General features: G+C 39.1%; 14 protein-coding genes. 7 read left to right on the top strand and 7 right to left on the bottom strand.

From position 1 onward, the window contains the following. Nucleotides 1–131 precede the first annotated feature (131 nt). Nucleotides 132–812 (top strand): reverse transcriptase domain-containing protein, encoded by a 681-nt coding sequence (locus tag ACQ93I_RS15130; protein ID WP_431699245.1) that lies wholly within the window; start codon nt 132–134, stop codon nt 810–812. A gap of 105 nt (nt 813–917) precedes the next feature. Beyond that, complete coding sequence (locus ACQ93I_RS15125; RefSeq protein WP_431699244.1) at nt 918–1844, top strand: hypothetical protein; 927 nt, start codon at nt 918–920, stop codon at nt 1842–1844. Nucleotides 1845–2536: 692 nt separating this feature from the next. Here ACQ93I_RS15125 and ACQ93I_RS15120 read toward each other — a convergent pair. From ACQ93I_RS15120 to ACQ93I_RS15105, 4 genes are read right to left on the bottom strand one after another with little or no spacing between them, the layout of a single operon-like run. After that, on the bottom strand, nt 2537–2989 hold the full coding sequence (locus tag ACQ93I_RS15120; protein ID WP_431699243.1) for a hypothetical protein: 453 nt from the start codon (nt 2987–2989) through the stop codon (nt 2537–2539). Between the two features lie 34 nt (nt 2990–3023). Next, nucleotides 3024–3452 (bottom strand): YkvA family protein, encoded by a 429-nt coding sequence (locus tag ACQ93I_RS15115; RefSeq protein ID WP_431699242.1) that lies wholly within the window; start codon nt 3450–3452, stop codon nt 3024–3026. Nucleotides 3453–3464: 12 nt separating this feature from the next. Then, complete coding sequence (gene ligD, locus ACQ93I_RS15110) at nt 3465–4289, bottom strand: non-homologous end-joining DNA ligase (RefSeq protein ID WP_431699241.1); 825 nt, start codon at nt 4287–4289, stop codon at nt 3465–3467. A 3-nt stretch (nt 4290–4292) separates the two neighbouring features. After that, nucleotides 4293–4886 carry a DNA polymerase ligase N-terminal domain-containing protein gene (locus tag ACQ93I_RS15105; protein ID WP_431699240.1) on the bottom strand — a complete coding sequence of 198 codons (594 nt, stop codon included), beginning with the start codon at nt 4884–4886 and terminating at the stop codon, nt 4293–4295. A 182-nt stretch (nt 4887–5068) separates the two neighbouring features. Here ACQ93I_RS15105 and ACQ93I_RS15100 point away from each other — a divergent pair, with 182 nt between their 5' ends. From ACQ93I_RS15100 to ACQ93I_RS15085, 4 genes are all read left to right on the top strand, one after another. Next, entirely contained in the window at nt 5069–5683 is a 615-nt protein-coding gene (locus ACQ93I_RS15100; RefSeq protein WP_266070741.1) for a MarC family protein, read from the top strand. Nucleotides 5684–5767: 84 nt separating this feature from the next. Continuing rightward, a complete protein-coding gene (locus tag ACQ93I_RS15095) occupies nt 5768–5959 on the top strand; it encodes a cold-shock protein (protein ID WP_029035283.1) in 192 nt (63 codons plus the stop codon). Nucleotides 5960–6069: 110 nt separating this feature from the next. After that, on the top strand, nt 6070–7482 hold the full coding sequence (locus tag ACQ93I_RS15090; RefSeq protein WP_431699239.1) for a hypothetical protein: 1413 nt from the start codon (nt 6070–6072) through the stop codon (nt 7480–7482). Next, on the top strand, nt 7479–8075 hold the full coding sequence (locus ACQ93I_RS15085) for a DUF1684 domain-containing protein (RefSeq protein ID WP_431699238.1): 597 nt from the start codon (nt 7479–7481) through the stop codon (nt 8073–8075). Before ACQ93I_RS15090 ends, ACQ93I_RS15085 begins: the two co-directional genes overlap by 4 nt. Here ACQ93I_RS15085 and crcB read toward each other — a convergent pair. Both crcB and ACQ93I_RS15075 read right to left on the bottom strand, forming a co-directional pair. Continuing rightward, nucleotides 8072–8440, bottom strand: a complete 369-nt coding sequence (crcB, locus tag ACQ93I_RS15080; protein ID WP_266070738.1) for a fluoride efflux transporter CrcB — start codon at nt 8438–8440, stop codon at nt 8072–8074. The genes ACQ93I_RS15085 and crcB overlap by 4 nt on opposite strands. Next, the gene (locus ACQ93I_RS15075) at nt 8440–9468 is read right to left on the bottom strand and encodes an SRPBCC family protein (protein WP_431699237.1); all 1029 of its coding nucleotides are present in this window, start codon (nt 9466–9468) and stop codon (nt 8440–8442) included. Before ACQ93I_RS15075 ends, crcB begins: the two co-directional genes overlap by 1 nt. 163 nt (nt 9469–9631) lie before the next feature. Here ACQ93I_RS15075 and ACQ93I_RS15070 point away from each other — a divergent pair, with 163 nt between their 5' ends. After that, nucleotides 9632–11671, top strand: a complete 2040-nt coding sequence (locus tag ACQ93I_RS15070) for a dipeptidyl-peptidase 3 family protein (protein ID WP_431699236.1) — start codon at nt 9632–9634, stop codon at nt 11669–11671. A 64-nt stretch (nt 11672–11735) separates the two neighbouring features. On the opposite strand, the gene ACQ93I_RS15065 is transcribed toward ACQ93I_RS15070, so the two are convergent. Beyond that, nucleotides 11736–11924, bottom strand: a complete 189-nt coding sequence (locus tag ACQ93I_RS15065; protein WP_266070770.1) for a hypothetical protein — start codon at nt 11922–11924, stop codon at nt 11736–11738. Between the last annotated feature and the right edge of the window lie 20 nt (nt 11925–11944).

Here is an 11944-nt window from a genome sequence, read left to right as displayed (position 1 = left end):
TTCGGAGTGGTAAGTATTTTTATCAAATTATACATTTAGAATATTAAAATCTAAACCTCCTATACATATAAATCTATAATTACAACGTCATCATTTAAACTAAAGTTGAATGGCTATGAACCTTTTTCTTTATGAAAAGAGATTTTTTGGAGCTTTCAGATAAACTGGATCTTGCCAATTTTTTAGGTATTACAGTAAAGCAATTAGATTTTAATCTCTATAACACTGAAGGGCGATATAACTCTTTTTCTATTCCCAAAAAAAGTGGAGGGAAGAGGATAATATTAGCTCCTATTCCTTCCTTGAAAACAATACAGGCTAAACTTGAGAAAGAATTCAGTAAACATTATAAAATTAAAAACCATGTACATGGCTTTGTTTCTAAAAAAGGTATAAAGAGTAATGCGAAAATCCATATTAAGCAGAATCATGTTTTAAATCTGGATCTAGAAAATTTTTTTCCTTGTATCAATTTTGGTAGAATTCGAGGAATTTTTTTAAAAAATCCTTTCAATTTCAATCAAGAAGTTGCCAGTTTATTGGCGCAATTATGCACTCAAAATAATCAGCTGCCGCAAGGAAGTCCTTGTTCTCCTGTTCTTTCTAATTTCATTTGTAGGAGATTAGATAATGAATTAAGAAAACTTGCAGCTGGTAATAAATGTTACTATAGTAGATACGCTGATGATATTACTATTTCTACCAATCTGAAGTTTTTTCCCGGAGGAATAGCTAAAATTATTCAGGAAAAAATAGAACTAAGTTACCCGGTTTTAAAGATTGTGAAAAGCAACGGGTTTATTGTTAATTAATCTAAAGTATCGATTCGAAAACCTTATGAACAACAATATGTTACGGGGCTAACTGTGAATGAGAAAGTTAACGTGAAAAGGATCTTTCTACGAAAAGTTAGAGCTATGCTTCATGCTTGGGAGGTTTATGGTTTGGAAGATGCTGCCAAAGAACATTTTAAAAGTCATTCAGTAAGACATAAAGGAAAAAATAATAAAGAGCTTTTTAGAAGAATACTAGAAGGGAAACTCTTATTTATTTCGGATATACGAGGAAAAGATGATCCTCTTTTCAAATCTTTACTTACTAAATTTCAGAAACTTACTACCGGTAGAAGTCTTCAAAATTATCTTTCATATCAAGGAGAAAAGATTCAGATCTTCACAGAAGGTAATACGGATTGGATGCATTTAAAAGCCGCTCTTAATTCGTTAAGTGTAATTAATCTCCATTACTCTAATCTTAATTCTATGATTGAAATTGTTGAATATGAGCATAATTATGTGATTGGAGACTCCAAGTTAAAGGGACTTCTAGAGGGGCACTTAATTTCTAAGTCCAAAAAGCCAATAATTGCAATATTTGACTCGGATAATCTTCAAAAGATTGGAGAATTTGCACCCGTTACTGCAAGGAAGTATAATAAGTTTGAAAAAAGTGTCTACACTTTTTATTTACCTAAACCTTCACATAGAAAAACATCAAAAAATTGTATTGAACATTATTATAAAGACTCAGATTTAAAACTGAAGAATAAAGATGATCGTCGACTATACTTAGCTTCAGAATTTGATGGTGTAACTGGAAAACATAAAGAGATAGCAGGTATAAGATGTACCTTAAGTCAGAAAAAGTTGAGTACTACAGAGGGTATTATAGATAACAACGTCATAGATGAGAACGAGAATAGTTTAGCTCTTTCCAAAAAAGATTTTGCTCAAAACATTTATGATCAAACTGAATCACATCGAACAGTGAATTTTGATAGTTTTAAGATGATTTTTGATATCATCAGTAGTATCATAAATGATATTCAAAGGGAGCCAACTTAGTTACCTCAGTTATGTTCTTATTGGTGCCCATCCCTACTGTTTACTGAAAATCGAATAGGTTTTTAATTTTTTACTATTCTACTTTAGGAAATCGTGAAAAATTTTTAATCGGTTTCTCAAAGCAGTAGAAATTAAACACCTTATTTTAACTGAGATATATACTAGCCTTCCATCGAAAAATATGCTGATCTGCGTTGGCAACAGATTTTGGGAATTATGCCTATGTACGAGGAGAAGGTATTCTGAGGTATAAAGTGTTATCTTCTAAAGTAAATTTAGGATTACCTCAAGCTATTTTCAAACCTCACAGGTTTTTAAAACCTGTGAGGTTTTTTCGTGAGAGGTTGTTTTTCTACGAAACCTAATAGGTCTTAGAGACCTGTTAGGTTTTTTATATCATGGGTTTACGATAACTGACTTCCCTTATTCCAGCCAAGCCTGCAAGGTCTTTTTTGACCGTGTAGGTTATATAGTAGAAAGAGAAAGATCACAAGTTCCTAGAACCTTTCAGGTCTGGAGTAGACAATATTCCAGTCCTCCAGACCCTACTTCTGTAGGCAGATATATAACAAGATAAACTTTAGGAGAAGTAGTAATTTACCTGATATCATTGTTTTGGAAAGGGGTCTCAAAAATGGCATTTTTGAGACCCCTTTTCGAAAATCGTTTTTATTCAGAAGTAAACTAGAAAACTAGTCCTCCCCGTCAAATGGATTATCAAAAGGAATGTTGTCATCTGGATCTACATCATCATAATTCACTCCCGGAGGATTAAATAATCCCCAGCGATCAATTATGTAGTTCCACTGGTCAAAATTCTTCACCCATTCTGCGAAGAGCACGCGGAATTCTTCAACCTCGGCCTTCAAAAGATCAAGATATTCCACCTCTTTAAAACCTTCTATTAAAAATCCGTTGCAACCTACAGAGATTTCGCGGGCGCACTTGCGAATCACTGCGGCATTCTCCATCTTTATGTCATAGAGGTCGACACCTTCTGCTCCGGCTATTTTGGGTGCAAGCTGAAGGGCATCAGTATACATATTCCTGGCAACTGAAGCAGCAAATTCATTTTCTTCAGGTACCAGTTGCATGATCCTCTCCACAATATCAAGGATCTCCATAGCCTTTTTATACAAAGGCATACGCTCATTTTGTCTTTATTCACAAAGCAAGGTATTAGGCTGGAGATTCATCTTCAATGTTACTGGCGGAATTGTCCTGGTGAAGTTTCCACTTCTCGTAGTTCACGAGATCATCACTTACCAGTGCAAGGCAGGCCGCAATTACTCCTGCGTCATCAAGAAAACCGGCGACGGGAATAAAATCGGGGATGAGGTCCAGGGGCATAAGTACGTAGAGCAAAGCTCCCACAACTGCAGCAATAGTTTTCCAGGGCACTTCCCTGTAATTGCCATTCCAGTAATCCCGAACAAGGCTAAACATACTTTTTGCCTTGGCCAGGTATCCGCTCATCGATTCATTGTTACGGAATTTGTCTTCAATTTTTTGCTCTTTTGCAAGTACCTTTTTAAGGTCCTTTTGTTCTACCTTCTCTGCCTGTTCATTAAGAGCGCGATTTGCCTCTTCGGGGCTAATGTCTTTCATAATTGTTTAATCTTAATTTTTATTTTGGTTTAGTTGTCCGGTTCTTTTTAATATATTATCAATGGTATATTCCGCAGCACTTTTAATCTTTGAGAGCTCCCGCCATTCAATTGGTGTCGCAACGCCTGCATCTTCAGTGGCTCTTAAGGAATAAGGGCATACAGCTGTTTGGGCGTATGCATTCCGCAGATAATCTACAAAAATTTTTGATCCGCGCTTTTCTTTTCTTATTTCCGTAGTGAATAATTCTGGATGGCGCTGTTCTGCTTCTTCTGCTATTTCGCGGGCTGTTGCTTTTACCTGGTCAAAATCTTTTCCTCTTCTTATTTTGTAGTATAAATGTAAGCCGCTTTTCCCGCTGGTCATAAGGGAAGGATCTATGTCTTTCTCTTTCAGTATTTCTCGCAGTGCCTTAGCCCCTTTCTTTATTTTTTCAAAATCATCATCGGAAGGATCCAGATCAAAGATGATTTTATCAGGCTGCCGTAATTTGTCTTTTTTGCTCAACCATATATGAAATGCCACGGTACCCTGGTTGGCTATGTACACAAGCGTTTTGGTGTCATTGCAAAGAATTTGTGTGTTTGATCCTTCTTCGGTTTCAATTTCTACAGTCTTTATAAAATCGGGAAAATAATCTGAAATGCTTTTTTGATAGAAACCGTTGTTGTTAATTCCGTTTGGAAATCGGTGCAGGGTAAGCGGCCTGTCCTTTAGAAAAGGAAGCATGAGAGGGGCAATTTTTTCATAATATTTCACCATGTCTCCCTTGCTGATCTTTTTCTTCGGAAAAATGATCTTGTCATAATTAGAAATCTCTACCCCGGCAACTGTCATTCACTACAGATTTTTAGATTCTTCTTGTGCTATTTGATTCAGTGTCCTTCCTGAAGTGACGCTTTTAGACTGAGTACTTACAGGGTTGCGGCGGGCATCGGCTTCAGCATCATCCTGCTTCATAAGCAGCCAGTTTCCCTTCATCTTTCCGCCTTTCATTTCCACAAGATTATAGCCGCCTTTAAGCTTTTTTCCGTGAAGGGTGACTTCAATACTGCCTGCATCAAAGCTTTCTTCCAGGGAAATAAGCTTACCATCTTCATTTTTTTTATTGCTCTCAATGGTGCCGGTGTCCCAAATCATTACTGTACCCCCGCCATATTCTCCCTTTGGAATTACTCCTTCAAAATCGGCATAAGCAATTGGATGATCTTCGGTAGGGATCGCCATTCTCTTTATTGAAGGATCTGTGCTGGGACCTTTGGGTACCGACCATGACTTAAGGGTATTGTCAATCTCCAGCCTGAAGTCATAATGAAGGTTCGTGGCATCGTGCTTCTGAATTACGAATATGGGTTGCTTATTTTTCTTTTTGGATGGTACATCCCGCGGCTCACCAGTCTTGCTGAAATCCCTTTTTTCATTATAACTTTTCATGCTATTCAAATTTTTGCACATTCCGCAGGTTGGAAAATGTACAAAAAATGCTTCTGTGCCTTCGTTAAAGAAGTCTCAAAACTTATTCTGAAATAAAATAAATATGGATGGAAGGTTGTTTTTGCATGAAGTTTATTTTAGATACTTTTACCGCGTGTAATCTTTAGCACCAAAAGAATTAAATGGAAGGAATTTGGGTATTTGCCATTGCGGTGTTTACAGGGTTTATTGCTATTAATAATCCTGTAGGAAATGTGCCTATATTCCTTAGCCTGACCCGCCAGGCAGATAGGCCTACAAAAAAGAAGATCTCCAAAAAGGCCACTTTTACAGCCTTTGTTATTGTCTCTGGATTTATAATTCTGGGTAAATATATTTTTGATTTTTTTGGACTTACCATTCCTGCCTTTAAGATTACCGGGGGCATCCTGGTATTTTTTGTAGGTTTTGAAATGATTCGCGCGCAGGTATCAAGTATTGACAACCAGACAGAAATAAACTTCAACGAAGAAATATCTATTTCGCCGCTTGGGATTCCTATCCTTGCCGGTCCCGGTACTATTGTTACAGCAATGAACTTTACTACTACCGCCACCTACCTGCAATTAGGAATTATTCTGGTGATGTTTGCGCTGGTAATGTGGCTAAATCACCTGGCATTTCTCTCAAGTGAATACCTTGTGCGCTATATTGGAGCCAACAAAATTGTGGTGGTAGAGAAAATCATGGGTCTTATAATTGCAATTATCGGCGTTAACATGCTGATAGAGGGGATTCATATTGCTTTTATGGAATAGAAAAGCTATTCAAAATAATAAATTGATTTATAGTAGGTTATCAATTTAATAGTTGTATCTTCGCAGTCAATTTAATTTTATATAATGAATAAAGGTACAGTTAAGTTCTTTAATGAATCAAAAGGTTACGGATTTATTAAAGACGAAGAATCAAATGATGAGTATTTCGTACATGCTAATGGTCTTGTAGATGAGATCAGACAGGATGACGAAGTAACTTTCGACCTTGAAGAAGGTAGAAAAGGTGTAAATGCAGTAAACGTGAGACAAGCTTAGTCTCAATTTTTGATATTTATATTCTTAAGCCTTACTATTTAGTAAGGCTTTTTTTATGCCTTACCCGAAAATACATCTGTGGATGCTGGAATTTTTATTACCTTAATTCCATGAAAAGAATTATCTTTTTTATGTTCCTGAGCCTGCAGCTCTCCGCCCAGGAATTAATGATAAAAAAAGGAATTGTCGTAGATGACTTCAAGGTCTCTGACACCCTCCAGGAAAGTTATGCCCTTTATCTTCCCACCACCTATCAAAATAACAAATTATGGCCGGTACTTTTCTTGTTTGACGGAGAGGGCAGAGGTAAGGCTGCTGCACAATTATTCCAGTCTACTGCCGAGGAGCAGGGTTACATCCTTGTCTCTTCAAATAATATAAGTGAACAAAATGAATTAAAGGAAAATGCCGTTATTGCCGCGAGGTTGTTACAACGAGTCGCGAATATTTTACCTTTAGATTCCCGGCAAATAGCCGCTGCAGGTTCTATGACTGGTGGTAAGGTGGCAAGTTCGCTGCCTCTTATTTTTGATAATATTTTGGGTGTTGTGGCAGTTGGAGACCACTGGGTGAATTTTAACCTGCTCGATAATAAAAAGAATTTCCTCTTTATTGGAATAGTAGGAGATGAACAATTTTCGGGTCGGGCAATGAATAGCACTGCAGCTGCTCTTTCCCAACTCAGGTTTCCCACACAGATCTATACTTATTCCGGAGGGGAAGACTGGCCTGTTCCAGAGATCATTTCCAGTGCCGTGGGCTCTCTTACGCTTGAAGCTATGCGCGAAGGGAATCGTCCTTTAGACAATCAGCTCATTGAACAGTTGTACCGTAACGATCTTTCCCGCGTAAACAGGCTAATGAGCCAAAATCAACTTATAAATGCCGAAGTTCTTCTGGAGGTGATGGAAGAAAAGTACGATAAGCTGGTGAATATGGCAGAAATAAGGTCAAAACAGGACCAGTTGTTGCGTTCCCGGAATTACGACCAGCAAAAACGCCAGCAAGTAAGCATTCTTGAAAAAGAATCGAGACTGCTGGATGATTTTGTTTATTACCTGGAAGAGGATATTCGCACCGCAAATTTTGAAAATCTCGGCTGGTGGAATTACCAGAAAAATCAGTTGGATTCTCTGGCACAAAGAAAACATGGGGAGGCAAAAATGGCACTTCGGTTAAAAGATTTTATAAAAGAATATATTCATCTTAAACGCCAGGACATGAGTAAATCTCGTGTGCCCCTGGAGAGTGAACTTATAGCAAATATGATCCAGACTATCTTTGATCCCAAAGCTTTTGGTGCCTATAAAAATATTATTTCACTAAGTGCGCAAGACAATGATTTCCCCACAGCCTACTTCTACCTTGAAGAAATGCTGAAGCACGGTTATAAAGACATGCAGGAATTATATAACATTGAAGGAACTTTGGGTTTACGTTTAACCCCGGAATACAACCAGATTATTGAAAATTACCTGGGCGCCTCGAGATATTATGATTCTAAAGAAGAGTCTCAAAAATGAGGTTTTTAAGCATCTTCCTGTTTCTGTTGTTCCCGGGTGTGGTCATTGGGCAGCAGGACTCTACATTTATTGCATTTCAGGAAGAGATCAATTCAGAATTTAAAGATGCGGCCACTTCTCCTTTGTCAGAAAAGGATCGGGAAAGTTTTGAAGCTCTGAATTTTTTTCCGTTTGATCCTGACTTCAGGATTGAAGCTGAATTTTTGAGAACTCCTCAGGAAGTTCCGTTTGCTATGCCCACTACTTCTGAAAAAAAGAAGATGTATGTGAAGTATGGCGAATTGTATTTTACTCTTAAAGGAAAAGAATTTAAACTGAATGTTTACCAGAGCCTGACACTGTCACAAACTGAAGAATACAAAGACTACCTGTTTTTGCCTTTTACAGATCCTACTAACGGAGTGACTACTTATGGAGGAGGAAGATATCTTGATTTAACGATCCCCGCCACCAAGGTGGTTCAGCTGGATTTCAATAAAGCTTACAATCCTTATTGTGCTTATAGCGGCGGCTATTCCTGCCCCAATCCGCCGGCCGAAAACAAGCTGGGAATACCTGTAACCGTAGGGGTGAAGAAGTACGGGAAGCACTAGCTCAGTTTAGATAACCAGATTCCGATTAAAACGGCAGCAATTCCCAGGAAGATACTTCCGGCAGAATATATCCCAAAGTTGATGTAATCTCCTGCTTTCAGCAAAGCCTGGTTTTCAAAGCTAAATGCCGAAAAGGTGGTGAACCCGCCACAAAATCCGGTGGCGAGCAGCAAAGTTGTGTTAGGGGAAATGGCCTCCTGTTTCATTCCCAATCCTAATATGAACCCTATCAAAAGACTTCCGAAGAAATTAACCAGCAGCGTGCCCAGCGGGATGGAAGAAACTGAGTTGAGGTTTTTTGAAATTAGAAATCGAAGGGCACTGCCAAATCCCCCGCCAAGAAAAACCAGTAGCACCTGTTTCATTATTCTACCGGAATATAAATTTCTGTGACCCAGAGCGCCGGATTGTCAATTTTAGTAGGGTCGGTAATCAGCATCTCAAAAGGTTGACCTTGTGCATTTACAATTAAACCGTTTTCTTCAATATAGCGGTAAGTGCGTTCCCAGGCTTCGGAAGCATTCTTGTGATGCCCATTAAGAGTGGTTTTAACCACTTTTTGAGGCTCGAGATAACCATTAAGGATCTCACTTCCGGCAGGAGTAATCACCTGGTTTGGGGTAGGAACACCGGCTGAAAAAATCGTAGTGCCATTGCGGTCATCCCGCTGATTATAAATAATAAGAGGCTGCCCGCTTATTGAAATGTTGTTCTGGTTCATGTACAGTTTCACCTGTTCAATCATACTGGCTGCACGGGTATTGACCTCACCCATGCGTGAGGCGGTAGTGGTGTACATATAATATCCTCCACCATGTTCGGTCACCCCATCTACATTTATAGAATAGGCCTCCATCTTTCTAATGACGTGCTGTTCCAGGTTCTCAATACTCTGTTCAAAGATGGGAAGAAAAACTTCAGCGAGTTCTTCATCCTGTACGGTAAAAGCCAGTTTTTCCTTAAAGCTTTGATTGCCTTCCAGCTTCCAGGTGACCCGTGTGCCTTCGTCTTCGGGAGTGAAGGTCCAGGTGATTTTACCTTCGGCTTCACCAATTATGGTTTGTGTCTTCAATATTTGTTCAATATTTGAATACGGGATTGCTGCTGTCGTTACTATACTTCCATCTCTTATGGCCTCTGCCTGCCATGAAATAACTGTGTCTTTTTCAGAAGTCGCTCCGGCAACATTGAGGTCCATTCCTTCAATTTGGGTCCAGGCTTCCCACGATTTCCAGTTCGAAAAATCGGCAACCTCTCGAAATAGCATTGGCGCAGGCGCATTAATGAGCTTGCTGGTCTCAACTTTGTATTGGCCATCTTGAGTGGCAATGTATATGGAGCCTGCGATAAAGAGGATTAACAGCAGGAAAAGAAGGTACTTTAAGATCTTCATGATGTGAGGCGGGTTTATAGTATTTACTATGCTAATATAAATAATTTGAAAATGTTAATTCTTACATTTGTTAACTAATGGTGAAAGTCCTGCAGGTTGGAAATTTATACTGCTTTCCTTCCTGAAAGTTTCTCCGACACTTTTAATAATTAAACTCTTAAAAATGAAAATTAAAGCTTATTTGATGCTGTTTTTTGCGGCAACAATTCTTTTTTCCTGCGCAGATTCCAAGATGGAAAATCCTGCAGCTATGGGAGAAGTTGATCAAACCGACGATTTTGATTATCAGGTAGATGAATTTGCAGATATCAAGATCTTGCGGTACCAGATTCCCGGCTGGGAAGATCTTAGCCTAAAGGAGCAAAAACTGGTGTATTACCTTGTACAGGCCGGTCTTAGCGGGAGAGATATTATTTGGGACCAGAACTATAAACACAACCTTAAAATTAGGGAAGCCCTTGAGAATATCTACACCAGCTACGAAGGAGACAAAACTACCGATGACTGGAAGAATTTTGAAACCTACCTTAAGAGGGTGTGGTTCTCTAATGGGATTCACCACCATTACTCAATGGACAAGCTGAAACCTGAATTCAGCAAAGAATATTTTGATACCCTTCTTAGCGAGACCAACACTCAGTTTACAGGAGAGGCGTATGAAGTGATCTTTAATGATAAAGACGCTAAAAAGGTGAACCTTGATGAATCTAAAGGTTTGGTTGAAGGTTCTGCGGTTAACTTTTATGGTGAAGGCATCACTGCAAAAGATGTTGAGCAGTTCTATGCCAACAAAAAATCCCCAAACCCAAACAGACCTTTGGCGTTTGGTCTTAATTCAAAACTCGTAAAGGAAAACGGGCAAATCGTAGAAAAGGTTTACAAGAGTGGCGGCATGTATGGCCCTGCAATAGACAAGATCATCTTCTGGTTGGAAAAGGCAAAAGGAGTTGCCGAAAATCAGCAGCAAGCAGATGCACTTGGGCTGTTAATAAAGTATTACACCACCGGAGATCTTCAAACCTGGGATGACTACAATATCGCATGGGTTGAAGCTACCGAAGGAAATATTGACTACATCAACAGTTTTATCGAAGTTTATAACGACCCGCTTGGTTACACAGGTTCTTACGAAACTATTGTGCAGATCAAAGATTTTGATATGAGCAAGAAGATGCAGGTGCTTGAAGAAAACGTGCAATGGTTTGAAGACAATGCACCTTTGATGGAAGAGCACAAGAAAGATTCTGTGGTAGGGGTTACTTACAAAACAGTGATCGTTGCAGGAGAGGCAGGAGATGCTTCGCCTGCTACTCCTATTGGTGTAAACCTTCCTAACTCTAACTGGATAAGAAAAGAGCACGGTAGTAAATCTGTCTCTCTTGGAAATATCATTAACTCATACAACAATGCCGGCAGCACTGGCAGGCTTGAAGAATTTGCTCATGATGAAGAAGAGATCACTCTTGAAAAAGAATACGGGCAACTTGCCGATAAACTTCATACCGCACTTCACGAAGTGGTAGGTCATGCTTCAGGGCAACTTAATCCTGGAGTTGGAGAAACCAAAGAAACCCTAAAAAGTTATGCTTCTACTTTGGAAGAAGGCCGTGCCGACCTTGTAGGTCTTTACTACCTTATGGATCCAAAACTGGAAGAACTCGGGTTGGTTGATGATTATGAAAAAGTAGGGAAAGCTGCTTACGACGGGTACATTAGAAACGGATTAATGACGCAGCTTATCCGTCTTGAGCCGGGAGCCGATATTGAAGAAGCACACATGAGAAACCGCCAGTGGGTGAGTGCATGGGTGTTTGAAAAAGGCCAGGAAAAAGGTATTATTGAGAAGGTAACCAGAGATGGAAAAACTTATTTCAATATTACAGACTACGCTGCACTTCGTGATCTTTTCGGTCAACTGCTAAAAGAGACCCAAAGAATTAAATCTGAAGGAGATTACCAGGCGGCAAAAGACCTTGTAGAGAACTACGGTGTAAAAGTAGATCAGGATATTCACACCGAAGTTCTTGAAAGAAATGCACAGTTCAAATCTGCTGCTTATAGCGGATTTGTGAATCCTATTCTTGTTCCTGAGACAGATGATAATGGTGAGATTACAGCTATTAAAGTGGTACAGCCAACTTCTTTTGAAGAGCAAATGCTTAAGTATTCAGAAGAATTTGATGTACTTCCTCTGGAAAACTAGTTAGAGCACCAAATTAATATAAGCCGCCATTCTGCAAAGAGTGGCGGTTTTTTTATGCTGAATTTTATCCTTTTAAAAAGCTTTTAAGAACAAACAGGAGCAGGATAAAAGCAATAAACCCAAGTAAGATGAAGATTGTGCCTTTATAGTATTTGCGGTGCAGTTTGATGTCTTTTCGATAGCTGAAGATGATCACTCCCACAAAGGCCACAAAGAACAATGCGGCAAAAATCCATTGTCCTGTGCTAAACATTTCCATAGGGCCTTAATTTT

Origin of the sequence: Salinimicrobium sp. WS361, from assembly GCF_050750585.1 — a bacterium.
Lineage (GTDB): Bacteria > Bacteroidota > Bacteroidia > Flavobacteriales > Flavobacteriaceae > Salinimicrobium.
This window is presented reverse-complemented; position numbering and strand designations above follow the sequence as displayed.

Excerpts from the sequence above, each read along its gene's own strand:
- ACQ93I_RS15130 (WP_431699245.1), top strand. The coding sequence starts at position 132 with ATGAAAAGAGATTTTTTGGAGCTTTCAGATAAACTGGATCTTGCCAAT.
- ACQ93I_RS15095 (WP_029035283.1), top strand. The coding sequence starts at position 5,768 with ATGAATAAAGGTACAGTTAAGTTCTTTAATGAATCAAAAGGTTACGGA.
- ACQ93I_RS15105 (WP_431699240.1), bottom strand. The coding sequence starts at position 4,886 with ATGAAAAGTTATAATGAAAAAAGGGATTTCAGCAAGACTGGTGAGCCG.
- ACQ93I_RS15090 (WP_431699239.1), top strand. The coding sequence starts at position 6,070 with ATGAAAAGAATTATCTTTTTTATGTTCCTGAGCCTGCAGCTCTCCGCC.
- ACQ93I_RS15100 (WP_266070741.1), top strand. The coding sequence starts at position 5,069 with ATGGAAGGAATTTGGGTATTTGCCATTGCGGTGTTTACAGGGTTTATT.
- ACQ93I_RS15070 (WP_431699236.1), top strand. The coding sequence starts at position 9,632 with ATGAAAATTAAAGCTTATTTGATGCTGTTTTTTGCGGCAACAATTCTT.
- crcB (WP_266070738.1), bottom strand. The coding sequence starts at position 8,440 with ATGAAACAGGTGCTACTGGTTTTTCTTGGCGGGGGATTTGGCAGTGCC.
- ACQ93I_RS15115 (WP_431699242.1), bottom strand. The coding sequence starts at position 3,452 with ATGAAAGACATTAGCCCCGAAGAGGCAAATCGCGCTCTTAATGAACAG.
- ACQ93I_RS15075 (WP_431699237.1), bottom strand. The coding sequence starts at position 9,468 with ATGAAGATCTTAAAGTACCTTCTTTTCCTGCTGTTAATCCTCTTTATC.
- ACQ93I_RS15085 (WP_431699238.1), top strand. The coding sequence starts at position 7,479 with ATGAGGTTTTTAAGCATCTTCCTGTTTCTGTTGTTCCCGGGTGTGGTC.
- ligD (WP_431699241.1), bottom strand. The coding sequence starts at position 4,289 with ATGACAGTTGCCGGGGTAGAGATTTCTAATTATGACAAGATCATTTTT.
- ACQ93I_RS15120 (WP_431699243.1), bottom strand. The coding sequence starts at position 2,989 with ATGCCTTTGTATAAAAAGGCTATGGAGATCCTTGATATTGTGGAGAGG.
- ACQ93I_RS15125 (WP_431699244.1), top strand. The coding sequence starts at position 918 with ATGCTTCATGCTTGGGAGGTTTATGGTTTGGAAGATGCTGCCAAAGAA.
- ACQ93I_RS15065 (WP_266070770.1), bottom strand. The coding sequence starts at position 11,924 with ATGTTTAGCACAGGACAATGGATTTTTGCCGCATTGTTCTTTGTGGCC.